The organism is Acinetobacter sp. Root1280, assembly GCF_001425285.1.
Classification (GTDB): domain Bacteria; phylum Pseudomonadota; class Gammaproteobacteria; order Pseudomonadales; family Moraxellaceae; genus Acinetobacter; species Acinetobacter guillouiae.
Genome location: NZ_LMED01000001.1, coordinates 183910 through 205392, shown reverse-complemented (window position 1 = coordinate 205392; position 21483 = coordinate 183910). Strand labels below are relative to the sequence as shown.

At 37.4% G+C, this 21483-nt stretch carries 19 protein-coding genes; 12 read left to right on the top strand and 7 right to left on the bottom strand.

Annotated features, from left to right (window positions below):
• The first annotated feature begins 293 nt into the window (after positions 1 to 293).
• Positions 294 to 779, top strand: coding sequence for an Lrp/AsnC family transcriptional regulator (locus ASC84_RS00945; RefSeq protein ID WP_004720894.1), 486 nt, complete (start codon positions 294 to 296; stop codon positions 777 to 779).
• 319 nt (positions 780 to 1098) lie between these two features.
• The gene (mqo, locus tag ASC84_RS00940) at positions 1099 to 2739 is read left to right on the top strand and encodes a malate dehydrogenase (quinone) (protein ID WP_056510782.1); all 1641 of its coding nucleotides are present in this window, start codon (positions 1099 to 1101) and stop codon (positions 2737 to 2739) included.
• A gap of 351 nt (positions 2740 to 3090) precedes the next feature.
• On the opposite strand, the gene ASC84_RS00935 is transcribed toward mqo, so the two are convergent.
• The 6 genes from ASC84_RS00935 to ASC84_RS00905 form a co-directional block, all read right to left on the bottom strand.
• On the bottom strand, positions 3091 to 3423 hold the full coding sequence (locus ASC84_RS00935; RefSeq protein ID WP_056510780.1) for a helix-turn-helix domain-containing protein: 333 nt from the start codon (positions 3421 to 3423) through the stop codon (positions 3091 to 3093).
• A gap of 319 nt (positions 3424 to 3742) precedes the next feature.
• Positions 3743 to 4441: a hypothetical protein gene (locus ASC84_RS23105; protein ID WP_227515071.1), complete on the bottom strand. Its 699-nt coding sequence runs from the start codon at positions 4439 to 4441 to the stop codon at positions 3743 to 3745.
• 87 nt (positions 4442 to 4528) lie between these two features.
• Complete coding sequence (locus ASC84_RS00920; RefSeq protein ID WP_004720906.1) at positions 4529 to 7168, bottom strand: bifunctional aconitate hydratase 2/2-methylisocitrate dehydratase; 2640 nt, start codon at positions 7166 to 7168, stop codon at positions 4529 to 4531.
• A 384-nt stretch (positions 7169 to 7552) separates the two neighbouring features.
• Positions 7553 to 7822 carry a hypothetical protein gene (locus ASC84_RS00915; protein ID WP_004720907.1) on the bottom strand — a complete coding sequence of 90 codons (270 nt, stop codon included), beginning with the start codon at positions 7820 to 7822 and terminating at the stop codon, positions 7553 to 7555.
• 320 nt (positions 7823 to 8142) lie between these two features.
• Positions 8143 to 8517 (bottom strand): hypothetical protein, encoded by a 375-nt coding sequence (locus ASC84_RS00910; protein WP_004720910.1) that lies wholly within the window; start codon positions 8515 to 8517, stop codon positions 8143 to 8145.
• Positions 8518 to 8588: 71 nt separating this feature from the next.
• Positions 8589 to 9353: a glutathione S-transferase family protein gene (locus tag ASC84_RS00905; protein ID WP_004821170.1), complete on the bottom strand. Its 765-nt coding sequence runs from the start codon at positions 9351 to 9353 to the stop codon at positions 8589 to 8591.
• Between the two features lie 396 nt (positions 9354 to 9749).
• On the opposite strand from ASC84_RS00905, the gene ASC84_RS00900 reads away from it, so the two are divergent.
• From ASC84_RS00900 to ASC84_RS00860, 9 genes are all read left to right on the top strand, one after another.
• Positions 9750 to 10955, top strand: coding sequence for an SfnB family sulfur acquisition oxidoreductase (locus ASC84_RS00900; RefSeq protein WP_056510779.1), 1206 nt, complete (start codon positions 9750 to 9752; stop codon positions 10953 to 10955).
• A 36-nt stretch (positions 10956 to 10991) separates the two neighbouring features.
• Positions 10992 to 12224 carry an SfnB family sulfur acquisition oxidoreductase gene (locus ASC84_RS00895; RefSeq protein WP_056510776.1) on the top strand — a complete coding sequence of 411 codons (1233 nt, stop codon included), beginning with the start codon at positions 10992 to 10994 and terminating at the stop codon, positions 12222 to 12224.
• On the top strand, positions 12224 to 13657 hold the full coding sequence (locus tag ASC84_RS00890) for an LLM class flavin-dependent oxidoreductase (protein ID WP_056510774.1): 1434 nt from the start codon (positions 12224 to 12226) through the stop codon (positions 13655 to 13657). The genes ASC84_RS00895 and ASC84_RS00890 overlap by 1 nt, the downstream gene beginning before the upstream one ends.
• 55 nt (positions 13658 to 13712) lie before the next feature.
• A complete protein-coding gene (locus ASC84_RS00885) occupies positions 13713 to 14594 on the top strand; it encodes a MetQ/NlpA family ABC transporter substrate-binding protein (RefSeq protein ID WP_056510770.1) in 882 nt (293 codons plus the stop codon).
• Positions 14595 to 14604: 10 nt separating this feature from the next.
• Complete coding sequence (locus ASC84_RS00880; protein WP_056510766.1) at positions 14605 to 15441, top strand: MetQ/NlpA family ABC transporter substrate-binding protein; 837 nt, start codon at positions 14605 to 14607, stop codon at positions 15439 to 15441.
• 11 nt (positions 15442 to 15452) lie between these two features.
• Entirely contained in the window at positions 15453 to 16523 is a 1071-nt protein-coding gene (locus ASC84_RS00875; protein WP_056510763.1) for a methionine ABC transporter ATP-binding protein, read from the top strand.
• Positions 16504 to 17163 (top strand): methionine ABC transporter permease, encoded by a 660-nt coding sequence (locus tag ASC84_RS00870; protein WP_004720927.1) that lies wholly within the window; start codon positions 16504 to 16506, stop codon positions 17161 to 17163. The genes ASC84_RS00875 and ASC84_RS00870 overlap by 20 nt, the downstream gene beginning before the upstream one ends.
• A 349-nt stretch (positions 17164 to 17512) precedes the next feature.
• A complete protein-coding gene (gene ychF / locus ASC84_RS00865; protein WP_004720929.1) occupies positions 17513 to 18604 on the top strand; it encodes a redox-regulated ATPase YchF in 1092 nt (363 codons plus the stop codon).
• A gap of 465 nt (positions 18605 to 19069) precedes the next feature.
• Positions 19070 to 19681, top strand: a complete 612-nt coding sequence (locus ASC84_RS00860; RefSeq protein WP_056510760.1) for a superoxide dismutase — start codon at positions 19070 to 19072, stop codon at positions 19679 to 19681.
• A 222-nt stretch (positions 19682 to 19903) separates the two neighbouring features.
• On the opposite strand, the gene ASC84_RS00855 is transcribed toward ASC84_RS00860, so the two are convergent.
• Positions 19904 to 20446, bottom strand: a complete 543-nt coding sequence (locus ASC84_RS00855) for a DUF962 domain-containing protein (protein WP_004821154.1) — start codon at positions 20444 to 20446, stop codon at positions 19904 to 19906.
• 332 nt (positions 20447 to 20778) lie between these two features.
• Between ASC84_RS00855 and ASC84_RS00850 the strand changes: the two genes are divergently transcribed.
• Positions 20779 to 21480, top strand: a complete 702-nt coding sequence (locus tag ASC84_RS00850; protein ID WP_056510755.1) for a Crp/Fnr family transcriptional regulator — start codon at positions 20779 to 20781, stop codon at positions 21478 to 21480.
• Positions 21481 to 21483 lie beyond the last annotated feature (3 nt).

Below are 21483 nucleotides of genomic sequence, written 5' to 3'. Positions count from 1 at the left end.
AATCAGATGCAATTTGTGAAGGCGCGGTTGAATTTTATCGTTTTAAAACTATTTTTATAATTTTTTTAAAGCGTAGAATAAGGTCGCGGACAGTATCGTTAAAGGCACCCTTTCCTCTAAAGATACTATCCGCTAAATCAAAGCCAGTCTCCCAAATGTCTTTGATTTGATAAGTTTATTCTAGCGTTCTACTGAATAGAATGTTTCCCGTATTTAATATAAATCTCCAGTATTTTCGGAATGATTTTTCATATATTCCATTATTCTCGAAAATATTTTCTGTGGTAAAGCTCATGAATGAAAGTCAGTACACTTTAGATAGGATTGATCGCAAAATTTTATCGGCACTTCGAAAAGATGGTCGCTTAACGGTCGCTCAGCTCTCTGAACTGGTTGGACTCTCCTCTTCGCCATGTTGGACACGTGTTAAACGTCTAGAATCTTTAAATGTCATTGAAGGCTATACTGCAACCATAAATGCCAAAGCCATCGGGATTAATGAACTATTTTTTATTGAGATCACCTTAGAACGTCATGATGACGAGATCTTAGAACAATTTAGTGATGCACTCAGTCAAATGCCTGAGGTTGTAGAAGCGCATTTGGTAACAGGTGATTATGATTATTTGGTCAAAGTTGCGGTGAAAAATGCTGAACATTATGAGCGCTTTTTACGTAAAAATTTATATTCAATGAAAGGGATTCGCCATACTCGTTCTATTTTTGCTTTACGTCCTTTAAAGCTTGAAAATAAATCAGACCTCATGATGATTGAATAAGCAAAAAATCTTGAGAAGAGTTTTCATATTTAGGCTGAAAAACTCTTCTTTTCAGCATATTTTTTAGCCAACTTAAAGCTACAAAAAGCTTAACACCTACAAAAAATAGTACTTTAGTCTAAGACTTTTTTGAATATTTATTACACAAATATACTAATCAAATTTTAATCTGGTTGTTTTTTATACACATCTTTACAAATTTAAAAACAAATTATTTCATATATTTAAATCATTTACGAAAAAAATCATTACACAAACTAACATTTATGTAACTTTTCTACATTACAATATTATTAAAACTTGATGAAACAGGAAATATATGAAGAGATTTTTTAAATACCTACTGATTGTCATCGGGGTTATATTTGTTATTGGATTGATCTTTTTATTCAGACCAATTGCTTCTAAAAAAGTCAACACAACAACAGATGAACCAGTTGTAGATGTGGTACTTGTTGGTGGCGGTATTATGAGTGCAACCTTGGGGACTTACCTCAATGAAGTTGAACCAGACTGGACCATCAATATGTATGAACGTTTGGATCAGGTAGGTCAAGAAAGTTCTGCGGGATTCAACAACGCAGGAACGGGACACTCTGGCTTTATGGAAATGAACTATACCCCTGAGAAAGACGGTAAAGTTGATATTAAAAAAGCCATTGATACTGCTTCACAGTTTGAAGTAAGTAAACAATTCTGGGCTTATCAGGTCAAAAATGGCGTGCTGGGTCAACCAAACAGCTTTATTAATCCTGTACCACATATTGCCTTTGTTTGGGGCGATAGTGTGAACTACATGAAAAAACGTTATGAAGCGATGAGCCAAAGTCCAATGTTCGAAGGATTAAAATATACTGAAAATCCTGCTGAAATTAAGCAATGGGCGCCTTTAGTTATGCAAGGCCGTGATGCAAACCAAAAAGTTGCTGCAACACGTATGGACGTAGGTTCTGATGTAAATTATGGTTCAATTACGACCCAATTAATTGATCATTTGAAAAAACAGCCTAAATTCAAACTTGAAACTTCATCTGAAGTAACAGGTATTAGTCAAAATGCAGACAAAACTTGGACTGTATCGTTTAAAAATCTAAAAACCAACACAACCAGCCATGTTAAAACTCGTCATGTGTTTATTGGTGCGGGTGGTGCTGCGATTAGATTATTACAAATGACAGGTCTGGAAGAAACTAAGCAATATGCTGGCTTCCCGATCGGTGGTATTTTCTTGATGACAGACAATCCGGCTGTTACATCACAACATACTGCAAAAGTCTATGGTAAGCCTGAATTAGGTGCACCTCCAATGTCTGTACCACACATTGATACTCGTTATGTTGATGGTAAAAAGTATGTATTGTTTGGTCCATTCGCAACCTATTCAAACAAGTTCCTAAAAAATGGTTCTCAGTTTGATTTGATTGATGCGACCAACAAAAACAATGTGATTCCGATGGCAACCATTGGAATGGAAAATCTGGACTTGGTGAAATATTTAGTCAGCCAAGTGGCGATGTCTAAGCAAGATCAGTTCAATGAATTGAAAAAGTATTATCCAGATGCAAAAATTGAAGACTGGACTTTAAGCCAAGCTGGCCAACGTGTTCAAATCATCAAAAAAGCACCGGGTAAACCTGCAACACTTCAATTCGGTACTGAGATCTTCACCTCTAAAGATGGTTCAATCACAGGTCTTCTTGGTGCTTCTCCTGGTGCATCAACCTCTCCATACATTATGTTGAGCTTGATGGAAAAAGCGTTCCCTGAGCAAGTTAAAGGTAAATGGAATCCAAAATTGCATGAGATTGTGAAGTCTTATCAACAGGATTTAAATACCAACCCTGCTCTGCTTGATCAAGTGCGCACATATACCAGCTCGACTTTAGGTTTAAATTACACACCTACTCGTAAAGCTGCAAATGATGCGACAGCTGCTCCTGCTGTAGCAAATGCACATTAATTTTCTTGTGTAAAAAAGATGAGCTACGGCTCATCTTTTTTATGGCTGAATATCTCATTTTGTGTTTTAATACGACCAGTATGAGATGAGCCTTATATAAGTATAGAGTGATCTATACGACTAGCCCCTGAATAAGGGGCTTTTTATTGTCTAATCATTTGATCAATAAGTTAAATGAGTATTATTATTTTAAAACACAGTTAGAATATAAAAGTGATAAATTTCAAAGACACATACGGCTTCATTTTAATTATATCAAGTTAGATTAAATTGTTTAAAATCATTATGCATAATGAGATAAATAGAAAATGAAGATCAATCGTAGAAGATTAATAAATATGAGATATAGAATTAGGACTTATTTTTAATCAAGCTATGTATAAACTGTTTTAAATTATCTTGAATATCTTTAGGCAGTGGTATAAATAGTCCATCTATGGGTATCTGATCCCAGTTCTCAGCAATGCTTTCATCGTCATCAAAACTCTCTGCCAATAAAAACAATTGCGCTACAGTGTAATTAAATGCTTCAGCAAGGTACTGGAGTATTGCAGGACTGTACCCTTGATTACCGTTCTCAAGATTGGAAATATTACTTTTTGAAGTATTGGAAAAATCGGCTAATTGCTGCTGAGTCCAGCCCTTCCGTTTTCTCAAATAACGTATTGCATGACCGATATTCATTCTATCTAGTTTTAAATACTCAGAATATGCAAAAAAAAGTTAATTATTATATTGAGTATTTTAATTCAGGCACCCCTTGTCTTATCGATAATTTTGATATCACTCCACTAACAAATACATTGTTTGATTCTGTGAACACTGATTTTGATCCATCGAGCATCAATCATTATGTCGTTATTTTAGATTTTAAAAATATGATGACTGATATTCTAAAAATGTATATTTAACAGATTTTTATTTTTATCAATAACATATTAAGAATATGAGTATTCCACATTTAAAGAAAAATACTCATCGATACCTTTTATTTTATTAATATCTAATAATTTATAGCAACAGAAACTTTAGCCTCAATATCTCCAACAATTTTAATTGGTGCGATTACAAAAAGAAGCATCTCCATTAAATATGGCTTACTGCCTTTCCCGTAAACCTCAACTGATAACTCTTTCATTAATTTACAATATTCTTGATAAGCACTTTTATTGCTTCTGTACACATATTTTTTCTTACTTAATCGAAAAATAGTTTGCATGTCATATTTAGCTAACTCAGAGCTTCTCCCTAAAGGTTGATAAAACAACTCCATTTCAGGTGCATAATTAAAAATCAACCAATTTAATGCATAAATCACTCTTGAATCATAAATTGCATGATTATCAGGATTAATAAATGAAGCAACTTTAGAAAATGAAGAAATACAATCAAATGAATTTTTAGTTAATTTATCTTGCCCCATTTCAATTATAAATTTTTTGATTCTGGCATCATTAACGTCATTTTGTTTAAAAGAACCGATGCCACCCCACTGTTGGATAATCCAATAATAACAATCTAGAGAGTGCTGTTTTAATAAAAAATCTTTTAAATTTTCTTTTAGGTATCTATTTTTTTCAAAATTAGAGTCATTTAGTTCTGGAATTTCTATTGGACAACTGCTTGGAATTCCCCAGTCATAATCTTCGAGATTAAACTCTTCTGATAAATCCTTTAAAACTGTTATTAATTTTTGCATCATTTCAATTCTGTACACACTATATCTAAAAACTAAGGGCTGATTAATCAGCCCTTAGTTTTAACTCAATTTAATCTATTTTTCAATAAATTAGCTCAATTGAGCAGCAGCAATTTTCTTAGTATCAATGTCTTTAGCAGCATCTGTATACTCGCCCATCTTGTCGAAGTTCAAGTATTGATAGATGTCAGCAGACATGCTGTCGATTTGAGCAGCATATTGTTGATACTCTTCTGGAGAAGGCAATTTACCAAGTACCGCAGCAACAGATGCAAGCTCAGCAGAAGCTAAGTATACATTTGCGCCTTGACCTAAACGGTTCGGGAAGTTACGCGTAGAAGTCGATACACAAGTTGTGTTCGGAGCTACACGTGCTTGGTTACCCATACATAATGAACAACCTGGCATTTCAGTACGCGCGCCAGCTTTACCATAAATGTTATAGAAACCTTCTTCCATCAATTGATGCTCGTCCATACGTGTTGGTGGAGCCAACCATAGACGAGTAGACAATGAACCACCAGGTACTTTATCAAGTAATTTACCAGCTGCACGGAAGTGACCAATGTTCGTCATACAAGAACCAACGAACACTTCGTCAATCTTAACGCCTTGAACGTCAGAAAGAAGTTTAGCGTCATCTGGATCGTTCGGGCAGCAAAGAACTGGTTCTTTAATGTCAGCAAGATCAATTTCATACACTTTAGTGTATTCAGCATCAGCATCAGCTTGAAGAAGTGATGGATTCGCTAACCATTTTTCCATGTTCTCAACACGGCGCGCCATAGTACGTGCATCGCCATAACCTTGAGAAATCATCCACTTCAACATTGTGATGTTAGAGTTCAAGTATTCAGCAACTTTCGTTTCAGAAAGTGTGATTGAACAACCAGCAGCAGAACGTTCAGCAGAAGCATCAGAAAGTTCGAATGCTTGCTCTACAGTTAAGTCTGTTTCCATTTCTGTTAAGTCGATTTCTAAGATACGACCAGAGAAAATGTTTTTCTTACCTTTTTTCTCTACAGTTAAGTCACCCGCTTGAATCGCGTAGTAAGGAATTGCATGTACAAGGTCACGTAGCGTGATACCAGGCTGCATTTTACCTTTGAACTTAACAAGTACCGACTCAGGCATATCCAACGGCATAACACCAGTTGCAGCAGCAAACGCGACAAGACCAGAACCCGCTGGGAATGAAATACCGATTGGGAAACGTGTATGTGAGTCACCACCAGTACCAACTGTATCTGGAAGAAGCATACGGTTTAACCAAGAGTGAATAATACCGTCACCTGGACGTAATGAAACACCACCACGGTTCATGATGAAATCAGGAAGCGTATGTTGCATTTGAACGTCAACTGGTTTTGGATATGCAGCTGTGTGACAGAAAGATTGCATCACAAGATCAGCAGAGAAACCTAAGCAAGCTAAGTCTTTCAATTCATCACGAGTCATCGGACCAGTCGTATCTTGCGAACCAACAGTCGTCATTTTCGGTTCACAGTAAGTACCTGGACGAACGCCTTGACCTTCTGGAAGACCACAAGCACGACCAACCATTTTCTGAGCTTGAGTAAAGCCTTTACCAGTGTTTTCAGGTTGAACTGGAACACGGAATAAAGTAGATGCTGGAAGACCTAAAGCTTCACGCGCTTTAGTTGTCAAACCACGACCAACGATTAAGTTGATACGACCACCCGCACGAACTTCGTCAAGAAGAACAGGCGTTTTCAACTCAGATTCAGCGATTTGCTCGCCTGCTTTAAATGCAGTGACTTTTGCAGCAGCATGATCAATTTTAAGAACGATTTCATCGCCCATGTTCATGTTAGCAACATCAATTTCTACAGGTAACGCACCAGCATCTTCCATTGTGTTGAAGAAAATTGGAGCGATTTTAGAACCTAAGCAGTAACCACCGTCTTTTTTGTTCGGGATGTGAGCAATGTCATCACCAAAGAACCAAAGCACTGAGTTAGTCGCAGATTTACGAGAAGAACCCGTACCAACAACGTCACCAACATAAGCAACTTGGTTGCCTTTTGCGATGAGTTCTTTGATTTGGTTTAATGGACCAACTTCACCAGGAACTTCTGGGTTGATACCATCACGTACGTTTTTAAGCATTGCGTTTGCATGCAATGGGATATCTGGACGGCTCCAAGCATCTTGTGCAGGAGACAAATCATCAGTATTTGTTTCGCCAGTTACTTTGAAAACAGTAAGTTTGATTTCTTCTGGAACGTCTTTACGGCTAGTAAACCATTCAGCATCAGCCCAAGATTGCATAACGGCTTGTGCATTTGCATTACCCGCTTTGGCTTTTTCAGCAACGTCATGGAACGCATCAAATACAAGAAGCGTTTTCTTCAATGCTTCAGCAGCTAAGCTTGAAAGTGCAGCATCATCAAGCAATTCAACCAAAGGTGCTACGTTATAACCACCAAGCATAGTACCTAGTAAGTAAACCGCACGCTCTTTAGAAACCAATGGAGAAGTCGCTTCACCTTTAGCAACAGCAGTCAAGAAAGCAGCTTTTACATATGCAGCTTGGTCAACACCTGCTGGAACACGGTTTTCAAGCAAATCTACTAAAAATGCTTCTTCACCCGCTGGTGGATTTTTTAGTAATTCAACCAAGTCAGCAGTTTGAGCATCGTCAAGTGGCTTCGGTGGGACTCCGAGTGCGGCACGTTCTGCAACGTGTTGGCGGTAAGCTTCTAGCACGGTGTAATTCCTCTTTTTAAAAATTTACCTGTGAATTCCTGCTTATTAAAGCTTCACAGGCAATATGGACTGTCAAATTTTACTAAAAATCAAGCCAAAAGTTAATGCAATGAGCGTATTAATTCGTGATGACCATTATTTTATAAATAAATACTCATCACTTTTCGCTTCATTTAACTACAGATCTACACAGTACGCTTTCATCAGACGTTTATGTAAATTATTTCTCAAATTAATTTGAAAAAGCTCTAAAAATATTATCTTTGTAAAACATGAACTTCACTTTAATAAGATTGAAGTTATGTTTACCTTGCCTTTAGACTGTTTCAGCCATAAAAAAAGCAACATATGTTGCCTTTTTTTTAGAACAAAGTACATTCCACCTTAGTGGACTGTCGTACTGTCTACATACTTTTGGAATTCCGTACGACAACCTTCAAATTTCATTTGCACTTCATCTTCATGAAACATTGAATGTTCAGTACACGCAAATGAAATTTTTACTTGGTATAACTTTGCTCGTTCATCAATGACTTCTTGAAAAAAAACTTGATCACCTAAACTCAGCACATAATGACTTCCGCTAATCACAGCGACACCATTGTCATCTTCTAAGAGCAAATCTGCATTATGTAAATAAGCAACTACTTCCATTGTCTCACTCCTATGCTACTTTTTGTTTTCTATTTCTATATTGTATATATGCTTTTCAATTTTTATGCTAATCATTTTTTGTGACGAGGCTTGTCGATTACTTATATATTCTCGATAACTCAAGATAAAAAAGACCATGTCATGGTAATCTTCATGCAAAAACACACATAAACGATTTAAAGCGATGAGCACTCAAAAGCCTGCATGTACTGATTACTCAAACTTCACGTTTCTAATGTACACAAATCGTATTCTTTCATTGTCTGCTGATCAGGTATATAGCCTGCTTGTTGTGCTTTAAGCCATAAAAAAACCGCTCCTTAGAACGGTTTATAATCTGGCATTTTTGTCGGATCATGCGGTGTATTTAGACATTGTTCAAATGCTTCGTTCTTAAACTTTGCTTGAACTGCATCTTTATCCGCTTTTAGCTCTGCATCTGATAATGCATAGACTTTCTCTAAATACTCAAGTACAAAGCCCTTAGTTGTTGGATCAGTGACTTTATTTGCATATTCAATTGCTTCTTTCTTGGTAATTCCATTTTGACGATCTAAAGTAATAGAACGTGCAGCATTACCAATACTGGTACAGTAACCTTTCCAAATTTCTTCAGGAGTTGCAGGCTTTTTCTCAGTACAACCCGCCATCAATAAAACAGTGCTTATCGCACCTAAAATTACGAACTTCTGCATTAAAAAATCTCCAATTCCACACTATGATACTTAATTTTTCAGTAAATTGGAGAGTTTCTTGCTTTGAAATCTTACATTCCTCGCCAATCTACACGTGCATTGCGCTCAGTGGCGTAAATTCTTTTCACGTATTGCCCTAAAGGCAGTTCTAACAAATGTTGGCTAAATTCGGTAAATTCTTGAGAAATATTTTCTGCATATTCCTTTTCCCACGGTGTAGCAGGCAATTCTAATAACGGTGCAAGGATTGAACATACCGAGATATCTGCCAAACCAAGGCGATCGCCAACAAAATAACGGCAACCGTTATCAATCAAAATCTTATTTAAACTGTCGATAGTCAGTTCTAAATTGTATTTAGATTCTTCGACTTTCTCTTTGTCCAATTGATAACTTTTTGAAACCATGGTTTTAAGAATAGGCTTTGAAATTTTTTCAAATTGACGTAAATAGCCTTTTTCACCAATCATAATTTCTAGCGGTTCATCGCCTTCTGCTAAAGCATGTGCCAATCCCCAACGACGTACATGAATACCTAACTCATTGGCAATCAAATCAATTTCTAAGGTTTTTTCGCGAAGCGTGTGATCTGTACGAAGCAGTCGATGTTCAGGATAAACGTCATCTAGATACAATGCGATTTGAGTTGACCCCGCAATAAAACGTTCTCCATCTTTTAAAATAGGCAGCTTGTTTTGCCCTGTTTTAAGTTGTGCAAATGCTCGATGGACACCTGGGATTAAATTCTGCGCAACAAAATCCAATTCTTTATGATCAAGCAACCAACGGGCTTTTTCACAGTAATGCGAGAGTGGGAATTGGTACAACGTACGCATGTAGTCTCCAAATTATTTTTTTAATTAAAAGCTTAGATAAATCTAAAAGTTAAGATTAATCCTGAGTAATCTTGTGTACTTTAGACATTCATCACCTGAATTACAATGTACTTTTTACTTCAATCGCTCGTCATATGACCCAATGCTTATTCTATGGTTATATCAGTTTCTTTATTCTTTATTCGTGATAGGAATAACAAAGCTGCTTCAGACTAAGAGTTCGACCAGAGAAATTCAAAACAAGTTATAAATTTCAATTATTTAACATATATTCAATATTAAAAAACTTTGCGATTTTTATCCTAACAATAATTTTAGATAAGTTAAGCACAATAGTTCGTTTAATTTTTACCGCAATATTGCTTAGCGTTTTGGTATCTATTGAAAGGTGCCAATATGTCTAGTTTGAATTCTTCTACCTCAGCCTTTGTGATCCAAAACGATCAACAAGCAATAAATGCAGCTTACCAAGTTGCTGATTTTGCTTTGGTAGAACGAAATATACGTGATCAACAACGAATTTTACCTGTTGATGTCATTCAAGAATTAAGCCTCAAAGGATTAGGCGGAATTCGTATTGCCAAAAAATATGGTGGCGCTCAAGTTTCAAATAAAACTCTTGCGCATGTTTTCCGTATTTTATCCAAGGCAGATGCCAGTGTTGGTCAGATTCCTCAAAATCAATTTGGCTTGTTAAATGCCATTGAGCATATTGCCAATGAACAGCAAAAACAGTTTATTTATACTGAAATTTTAAATGGTAAACGTCTTTCTAATGGTGGCCCAGAACGCAATACCAAAGATACCCGCACTATTGAAACACGTTTAGAACAGATCAATGGTCAATACCTTTTAAATGGTGAGAAGTTTTATTCAACGGGTTCATATTTTGCCGATTGGTTGGCGATACGTGCAATTCATCCAGATGGTCATATTGTTTTAACGATTATTGATGCAAAAGCTGACGGTGTTGAAATTGTTGATGATTGGGATGGCTTTGGACAACGTACAACGGCAAGTGGCACAGTGCGTTTAAAAAAAGTTGTGGTTCATCCAGATCTTATTATGGATGAAAAACCACTTGCCGATGCGTCAAAATATCGTGGGGCGTACTCACAACTGATTCAGGTTGCGATTGATGTGGGCATTGCAGAAGCTGCCTTTGCAGATACTTTATCTGCAATCCATAAAGCACGCCCAATCATTGATGCCAATGTGGATAAAGCCAGTTTTGAAGCGTATACCCTACAAGAAGTCGGTAAGCTCAATATCTTACTCGATGCATCCATTTTATTGCTTGATGAAGCCGCAGAATATTTAGATCAGTTAGATTCACAAGACATCGTCAGTCCTGAACAAGCCAGTAAAGCCTCCATTATCGTTGCTGAGGCAAAAGTGTATGCCAACGATGCAGCACTCCTTATCTCTGAAAAGCTACTTGAATTAGGCGGTAGTCGTTCAAGTCTAGAAACTCATAATCTCGATCAACACTGGCGTAATGCTCGTGTACATACCTTACATGACCCTGTGCGTTGGAAACTTCATGCCATTGGAAACTATTACTTAAATGGTACGCAAAATCAGCGCCATGCATGGATTTAAAGTTAAACGACTTTGTTACTCATCAGGGAAATATATATGACAACTTATCAAGATATCAATAAAACATTGGATGTACACAATCATCCCTTTGCGCAAGCACATATTATTCAAAATGATCAAGAAGCTTTAGAAATCGCGCAACAGTTGAGTCAGCAATTTAAACAAAATGCAGTACGCCGTGATGCTGAAAGAATTTTACCATTTGATGAGGTTGAAGCTTTTAGTCAATCAGGGTTATGGGCGATCACAGTACCGCGGCAATATGGTGGTGCAGAAGTATCTAGTCATACTGTTGCTAAAATAATTGCATTATTCAGTGGCGTAGATGGCTCTATTGGTCAAATCCCACAAAACCATTTTTATGCATTGGAAGTATTACGTAATACGGGTACAGAGCAGCAAAAGGAAAAACTCTATAGCGAAGTACTTCAAGGCGCACGTTTTGGCAATGCCCTCGCTGAATTTAAGACCAAGACTGCTGCACAAAAGCATACCCAAATTAGTCAAACTGAACATGGTTATGTGGTCAATGGGGAAAAGTTCTATTGCACGGGCAGTCTATTTGCCCATCGCATTCCGACATTAGTCCGTGATGCTGAAGAACGTGAATATTTAGCTTTTATTTCTGCCGATGCACAAGGCTTACAACGTATCAATGATTGGTCAGGCTTTGGACAAAAAACCACAGGCAGTGGCACCGTTAAATTCAATCAAGTTTTTGTGGAATCTGAATATGTCATTCGTTTTGACACCGCATTTTCTGAACCCACCCTCGTTGGGCCATTTGCACAAATTATGCATGCTGCGATTGAAACAGGCATTGCACGTGCAGCTTTTGAAGAAACAATAGAACGGGTTAAAAAAGCACGCGCATGGATTGATGCCAATGTAGAACGTGCAGACCAAGATCCACTGACTATTTATGAATTAGGTCGTGTTGCTGCGGATGTAAGAGCAAGTGAGGTTTTATTAAAACAAGCTGCTCAATCTATTGATGCAGCAAAACCACAACCTACAGTTGAAAATATTGCCAAAGCCTCACTAGATGTAGCTAAAGTCCGTGCACACAGTACAGAAACAGCATTAAAAGCGTCTTCAAAATTGATTGAGTTGGCTGGAAGTCGTGGTAGCCAACGTGCCGATGGTTTAGATCGACATTGGCGCAATGTACGGGTACATACACTGCATGATGCATCACGCTGGAAATATTATTTTATTGGAAACTATGTATTAAACAACATCCTTCCACCACGCAGAGGGACATTGTAATGACAAATACATCTCAACATGCAACACAAAAAAAACAAATCTTACTCAATGCTTTTGATATGAACAGTGTCGGTCATATCAATCACGGCTTATGGACCCACCCACGTGATGAATCTCATCGTTTTAATGAGCTCAATTACTGGACTGATCTCGCTAAGACCTTGGAGCAAGGTTTATTTGATGGGTTGTTTATCGCAGACATTACCGGTGTTTATGATGTCTACCAGAATGGTATAGATTTAACCTTAAAAGAGTCCATTCAACTGCCGAGTCATGACCCATCTACCCTGATTTCAGCAATGGCAGCGGTAACCCAAAATCTAGGTTTTGGCGTGACCGTAAACTTAAGTTATGAAACACCGTACCAATTCGCACGGCGCTTTGCGAGTTTAGATCATCTGACACAAGGTCGGATTGGCTGGAATATTGTGACGGGGTATTTGGACAGTGCTGAACGCTTGATTGGACAAAAAGGTCTAAAAGATCATGACTTACGTTATGAACAAGCTGAAGAATTTTTAGAGCTTTGCTATAAGTTTTGGGAAGGTTCTTGGGAAAATGATGCAGTACAAAAAGATAAGCAAAAGCGTATTTTTACTGACCCGAAAAAAGTTCATCAAATTAACCATCAAGGGCGCTTTTATCAAAGCCAAGGTGTTTTCCAAGTCTCACCTTCACCACAGCGTACCCCTGTGCTCTTTCAAGCTGGCGCTTCACCACGCGGTTTAGCATTCTCCACACGTCATGCAGAATGTGTCTTTATTGGCGGGGACCAACCTGCAAAAATCAAACAACAAGTGGATAAGATTCGAGAATTGGCTGTACAGCAAGACCGTAATCCAGAAGATATTAAAATCTTTGTGGGAATCACAGTGGTTACAGCAGAAACAGATGAATTAGCTCAAGAGAAATTAGCTGAATATGCTCGCTATGCAAGTCCAGAAGCAGGTTTAGCACATTTCTCAAGTTCAGTCGGTATCGACCTATCCAAATATGCTGATGATGAGGCCATCCCATATCAACAAACCAATAGTATTGCTTCAGTCAATAATAAATTTAAGGAAAACCAGATCACGCCTAACGATCTTAAAGCACAGCATCAACTCGGTGGTCGTTATCCACTGATTGTTGGAAGTGGTGAAACAATTGCTGAAAAATTAATTCAGTTGATTGATGAAACAGGTATTGATGGCTTTAACCTAACGCGTACTGTTGCGCCTGAATCACATCATGACTTTATTCATTTTGTTATTCCTGAACTGCAACAACGTGGCAGATTTAAAACCAAATATGAAAGTGGTTCTTTACGCAACAAAATCTTTAAACAGGGTGATCATTTAACCCAACAACACCCTGCTGCTGATTTTCGATGTCAAAACTCAAATCATAACAACAGCATCGAAACGGCAGATCGGCAAAAGCAAACTGCCTAAATAACCTAATCAGCAAACATGATGAATTGAATAATTTCACTTTAAGGGGTGTCACATGACTCAAATAAACTCACCTGCAAATGGTAATCCATCCAAAAAATCAGGCTCCACGAATAAATTTATTTTGCTTGGCGTGATCATTATTGCCGTGATTGCAGGACTTTTTTATTGGAACCAACATAAAAAAGCCAGTTCAGAAGAAATCACCATTGGTATTAGCCCACCCTTTGCCAAGCCTTTACAAGTTGCAGCAGAGGAAGCCAAGAAACAAGGGATTCATATTAAACTGGTGGAATTTTCAGATTGGAACACACCGAATATCACACTAAATCATGGTGATATTGATGCAAACTATTTCCAACACCAACCATTTTTAAGCAATGCGTTAAAAGAAACTGATTTTAAACTGAAACCGATTGCCACAGGTGTTGCAACTCATGTGGGCTTATATTCTAAAAAATATGATTCTTTAGCGGCGGTACCAGAAAATGCACGTGTAGTAATTCCAAATGACCCAGTCAACCAAGGTCGTGCACTGTTACTTTTACAACAGGCTAAACTCATCACCTTGAAAGATCCGAATAACCATTTATCAAACTTACAAGACATTAGCTCAAATCCTAAAAACTTTAAATTTATTGAAGTTGAAGGACCTCAAACTGCGCGTGCTGTAGATGATGCTGATTTAGTATTTAGCTACCCACTTTATTTACGTCTTGCAAAAACCATTGATCCAAACAAAGCATTATTACTCGATGATAATACCAATACACGTTATGCCATCTTGTTTGTTGTAAAAGATGACTATGAGCAAAAGCACCCAGAAAAAGCCAAACAGTTAAAAGAGTTTGTAAAAATTTACCAAACTTCGGACAAGGTCAAACAGGCTTTAAATGATGATATTGGTGAAAATTTATGGTTCCCAGGTTGGAAATAAGGAATAACTCATGTCCCAAGTTTCTAAACTCAAAAACAAGAACCTGCTGATTGGTCTTGCTGTTGTCATCGTATTATTAGGACTTTTTGCCTATCGTTATGTACAAAATCAACAAAAGGATAATGTACTCACGATTGGCATTAGCCCACCTTATGCCGAATTACTACAAACGGTTGCCAAAGAGGTAGAGAAAGATGGTATCCATGTCAAACTGGTCGAATTTTCAGATTGGCAAGCACCCAATGTTGCGGTACAAAACCGTGACATTGACGCTAACTTTTTCCAACAAAGTGTATTTTTAAAGAATGCCATTAAGCAAACCAATTACGATTTGCATGCTTTTGGTACAGGTAGCGGCAGCCATGTCGGTTTATATTCAAAACAATATAAATCCTTAGCAGCCTTACCTCAAAATGCTCGTGTTGTCATCCCGAGTGACCCCGTTAACTCTGCGCGTGCTTTGATCCTGCTACATCGTGCTGGGTTAATTCAAATCAAAGACATCAACAATGAACTTTCCACACTTCAGGATATTGTTTCAAACCCTAAACAGTTGAAGTTTTTAGAAGTCGAAGGTCCACAAACAGCTTTAGCTTATGATGATGCAGATCTGATTTTTGGTTTTCCACATTACTTAAATATGGCAAAAAAAGCCGATCCGCATAGTGCCCTGTTTTTAGATCCCGTTGATAAAAAGTACGCCATTCTTTTTGTGACACGTACCGATTATCAAGACAAAAATCAAAAGTTAGAGAAATTTATTCAAGCTTTCCAAAACTCACAGCAAGTTCGAGATATTTTAGATAAAGATTTCGGCAAAGATATGTGGTTTGCAGGCTGGAAATAAGGAGAATAGAAATGGTGAGTTTCGGTTCGCATGTTGATTTTTCAGTCCCTCATATCAAAATTCGTGATCTGAATAAATACTATGATGGGCAAGATCAACAGATCCATGCGTTAAAAAATATCAACTTAGATATTCCTCAAGGCAAGATTTTCGGCATCATCGGTAAAAGTGGCGCAGGTAAATCTTCCTTAATTCGAACCTTAAATGGTTTAGAAGGTATTTCTGAGGGCAGTATTCATATTCATCAACAAAATTTGGCTGAACTCAGTCATGCTGAATTGATTCAAACACGTCAAAGAATCGGGATGATTTTTCAGCATTTTAATTTAATGTCTGCCAAAACGGTTTGGGACAATGTGGCTTTGCCCTTAAAAATTGCCCATGTCGATAAAGCTGAAATTGAAACACGAGTCAACGATGTTTTAGACCTGGTCGGATTGGGAAATAAAGCGCATAACTACCCTTCACAGCTGTCTGGTGGTCAAAAGCAACGTGTTGGTATTGCTCGTGCGCTGGTGCATCATCCAGAAATATTATTGTGTGATGAAGCAACGTCTGCACTTGATCCTGAAAGTACCTCAGTGGTGTTATCCTTGCTGAAAAAAATCAATCGAGAATTGGGAATTACCATTGTTTTAATTACCCATGAGATGCAAGTGATTCGTGAAATTTGCGATCAAGTGGTGGTGATTGAACATGGTGAAATCGTTGAGTCAGGACAAGTCTGGTCCGTGTTTTCACAGCCTCAGCAGAAAATCACACAAGAATTGTTAAACCTAGAACAACTCGATTTGCCCTTTCCAGTGCATACAGAGCTGCAACAAGATTCAACCCATAGCATTTTAAAACTACGTTATGAAACCGATCCGAAAAATTCACCTGATTTAGTGGAACTTTTTCAAGTTTTTGAAGAATCCGTACATTTATATCAAAGTCATATCGACAATATCCAAAACCATTTGATTGGAACGCTGATTGTCGGTACTGAACAAACCCATTTAGACCTGCATAATTTACAAGAAAGGTTAAAACATCAAATTGCGCAAATAGAGGTACTTGGCTATGCAAGACCAACTCATTGATTTATTGCTGACAGGAACCATAGATACCTTACTGATGGTTGGCGTATCTGCCATTGTTGCCTTTTTGATTGGCTTACCTTTGGCAGTGATTTTGGTCAATACATCTGAACAAGGGATTTATCCATCTAAAAAGATTAATCATGCATTAGGCACGGTGATCAACATTACCCGATCTGTTCCCTTTTTGATTTTAATGGTGGCGCTGATTCCTTTAACCCGTTGGATTGTCGGAACCAGTTACGGAGTCTGGGCAGCTGTTGTTCCATTAACTTTAGCAGCGACACCTTTCTTTGCCCGTATTGCAGAAGTTAGCTTACGTGAAGTTGATCAAGGTCTAATTGAAGCTGCACAAGCGATGGGCTGTAACCGTAAGCAAATCGTTTGGCATGTACTTTTACCTGAAGCGTTACCCGGCATTGTGGCAGGTTTTACAGTCACAATTGTCACCATGATTAACTCCTCTGCAATTGCGGGTGCAATTGGTGCTGGTGGCTTAGGTGATATTGCCTACCGTTATGGTTACCAACGCTTTGATATGCAAATGATGTTTGCTGTGATTGTGGTCTTGGTGGCTTTGGTCATGATCGTTCAAGCATTTGGTGACAGTTTGGCAAGCCAGTTGGATAAGCGGAAGATTTAAGTTTTTCCAATTAACTTCATTTGCATCAATATAAATAAAATAGATTCCGCTTTTGCCTTGTTGAATTATACAAGGCTTCTCCATCTGTAGGGCGACATGGATGTCGTCGTTAGACGAAGGATAGTAACTTTACTTAATTGATCCACTTATAAAAATTATGCTAAATCAATTGTCACTCCCCTAGAATGCTCATTTTGTTCAATAAAAGTGCTGATCTCAGGCAAATATGTAGCACTTGATATATTTGAGATGATCTGATTTTAAAACTTATAGGTCGTAGACCTGACTTTGTCATGGCTTTCATGTAAAATCATCCGCAATTTTTATATAACACTTTGTGAGTTATTTCATGGGTTTTAATTGCGGTATTGTCGGCTTGCCGAACGTTGGTAAATCTACACTTTTCAATGCATTGACTAAAGCTGCTATTGCTGCGGAAAACTTCCCATTCTGTACCATTGAACCAAATACAGGCATCGTACCTGTACCTGATCCACGTTTAGACAAATTAACAGCCATTGTTAAACCACAACGTGTTATTCCAACTACGATGGAATTTGTGGATATTGCAGGTTTAGTTGCGGGTGCATCTAAAGGCGAAGGTTTGGGTAACCAATTCCTTGCAAACATCCGTGAAACTGATGCAATTGCTCACGTTGTACGTTGTTTCGAAGATGAAAACGTAATTCATGTAAATGGTAAAATTGATCCATTAGATGATATTGCAACGATTAATACTGAACTTGCACTTGCTGACTTGGAAACTGTAACTAAAGCAGTTACCCGTTTGGCAAAATCTGCAAAAAGCGGTGATAAAGAAGCCCTTGCAACAAAAGCAGTTTTAGAAAAAATTCTACCTTTACTTGATGAAGGCAAGCCAGCTCGTGCGGCTGATTTAGATGATGATGAACGTAAACTTGTGCGTGGTTTTGGTTTAATGACATTAAAACCGACCATGTATATCGCAAACGTTGCAGAAGATGGTTTTGAAAATAACCCACACCTTGAAGCTGTGAAAAAGTTAGCTGCTGAGGAAAATGCAATCGTTGTTCCGCTTTGCAACCAAATCGAAGCTGAAATTTCATTGTTGGATGATGAAGATCGTGCTGAATTCCTTGAAGCATTAGGCATGGAAGAACCAGGTCTAAATGTGGTAATTCGTGCAGGTTATAGCTTACTTGGCTTACAAACTTACTTTACAGCAGGTGTTCAAGAAGTTCGTGCTTGGACTGTAAAAGTGGGAGCAACTGCACCTCAAGCTGCGGGTGTAATCCACACTGACTTTGAAAAAGGCTTTATTCGTGCAGAATGTATTGCATATGATGATTTCATCCAATACAACGGTGAAAACGGTGCTAAAGAAGCAGGAAAATGGCGTTTAGAAGGTAAAACTTACATCGTTCAAGATGGTGATGTATTGCACTTCCGTTTTAACGTATAAACGGATCTCATGCTTTGATGAGACAGGTTGAAGACTTCTTCAACCTGTTTTTTTTCATCATAGAATCTTTCACTGGTTTTAGTTTGGTTTATAAATGTCTGACGAATATTTAAAACTTGTTTTCTAAATGTAGATTCAACGATCTGTTGATTGATTTGCAGATCACTTTGACCATTCGCCTTATCGATCTAATTTTAACTCCGCTTTTTAATGAAACACGTATTCAGGTTTTTATAAAAAAATATCAACATTTAAAATTATAATATTCCAGTAAATATACGCGATATTTATTTACATCTTAAAACGCGCCAAGCGTCTATCGCTAAGCCCCTGCCTCAATTGATCATCTCTATTTTGAAATCAGCTACACAATAATAAAGTTAAGTTGGTTGCACTTTTGATGCTCATATATAATAATGATAATTATTAGCATTATCACTATACTTAACATCACAGGATTGATTCATGGCTTACTCGCTTCCACAACTGCCTTATGCATACGATGCACTTGAACCTAATATTGATACAAAAACAATGGAAATCCACCATACCAAGCACCATCAAACCTATATCAATAATATCAATGCCACAATTGAAGGCACAGCATGGGACAAGTTGTCGATTGAAGAACTGGTTTCAAAAGTGAATGAAGTTCCTGCTGATCTTAAAAATAGCGTGATTAATAATGGTGGTGGACATGCTAACCACTCTTTATTCTGGACAGTAATGAGCCCTCAAGGTGGTGGAGAGCCGATTAAACAAATCGCTGAAGCAATTGACAGAGATATTGGCAGTTTTGAAAACTTTAAAGAAGCCTTTACTAAAGCAGCACTGACACGATTTGGTAGTGGCTGGGCATGGTTAAGCGTAACCCCTGAAAAGAAAGTCATCGTAGAAAGCAGTGCCAATCAAGATTCACCACTAATGAATGGCAATATCCCGATTCTGGCTTTAGATGTCTGGGAACATGCTTATTATTTAAAATACCAAAATCGTCGTCCCGAATATATTGCGGCATTTTATAATGTTGTGAATTGGGAAGAAGTGAATCGCCGTTATTTAGAAGCAATCCAATGAAATACTATACAGACCATATGACGATGCCAATGTTCAATTCTTCACTGATTAAAAAAATAAAATTTTATATTGGTTGCGCCATTTTTTTCTTTGGTTTAGTGATATTTATCAAAGAATTCTTATTCTAAAACAAACAAAAATATAGAAGTCGATACCCTTTAAGTCAGTTTAAATTACTGACTTAAAGGGTTTTATCATAAACTAGATTCTTTATCTTTCAAATTATTTCGCGTGTAAAGCGTCTAATGATTTTTCATCCATTGCAGTACGTTGCTTTCTGGCTTCTGCTAGCATTTTTTCTTGTAAATCTTTACGAAAACCCAGCAAGAATACAAACTCAGCTAAGACAAATAATGGACCAATCGCTAAACCGACTAAATCATCAACAAATGCAGGTTTTTTCTTTTCATAAAAATGCCCTACAAATTGGAATACCCATCCTACAACAAAAGTACCAATGCTGATACTTAGCCAAGTTCCCATGCCTAATTGAGCAATTTTATAGGCAAATGGATAGGCTACTGCATAAATAAGCAACATTAAAAAGCCGAATAATTTATCCAGACTAAAATAATAAATCACACTTAAAACCAATAGAATCAATGCCAAAGTGATTTCAAAACCTGAAAGCATCACCCCTGCTCTAGCCGTTAGACACATGATTGAAAATACGATCATCGGAATACCAATAAAATGCGTAAATACATTTTTATGGTCTAAATGATAAGCTGCGTACTGGCTAAGAAGTTGCTCTAATCTGTTCATTTTCAGCGTCCTTGTTAATCTCTTCATTTCACTATATAAAAGCGCTAAGATAAAAGTTGTCGTCTAGCTGACAAGTTGAATTGATTTTTCATTTAAATTTGCAAAGAAGTAAATAACAACAGCTTTCACAATAAATTTATTGATACATTATGGCCAGTGACTCTGTCATATTTACGCTAAATTGCTGCTCTTAAAGGAGGATTGTAAATGGTTCTACTCAGTGCTTATCGCTACTGATTTTATCTAAGGAACTTTCTATCCTACTGACTATGCTGTTAGATATATTTGAAAATCAAAGCAAAGATTAACAATGATACATAAAAGGACATATTGTGCTGAATTCAACGGACCTTGAATTATTATCAAAGAATTTATGGTATTCACAACTGCCTATTCCTTTTCAACAATTGATTCAACAACAAGCCCATTATCAAAAATTTGAGCGTGATCAAGCGATTTTCAGATCAGGCGATCTATTTAATGGCATCTATGCGGTCTTAGATGGTCGGGTACGCTTAGGCTATATTGATATTGAAGGAAATGAATCCGTTGCTGCTATTGCAGAACCGATTATGTGGTTTGGAGAAATTTCTTTGGTGGATCAACAACCACGTTCTCATGATGCCATTGCTGTTGGAAAATGTTTAGTTTTACATCTCCCCAGCCAAGCGATTCAGAAAATTCTAAATGACTATCCGCAATATTGGTTCCATATCGCCCAATTGACCAGTCAAAAACTTCGCTTTGCTTTTTTAGAACTCATTTCAATTCAAACCCAGCATATACAACAACGATTGGCTCAGCGTTTGATGTTTATCTTAAACGGCTATGGCAATCATATCCGTATTGAAAATAACATCATTCATTTATCTCAAGAACAATTGGCATTGCTGCTCAAATGCTCACGTCAGACCATTAACCAAGAATTACATTTACTCGAACAACAAGGCGTTTTAAAAATTGCCTTTAAAAAAATAGAAATTTTAGATATCAAGCAATTACATTCTATAGCTCACTCACTCGGCCAACTCTAATTT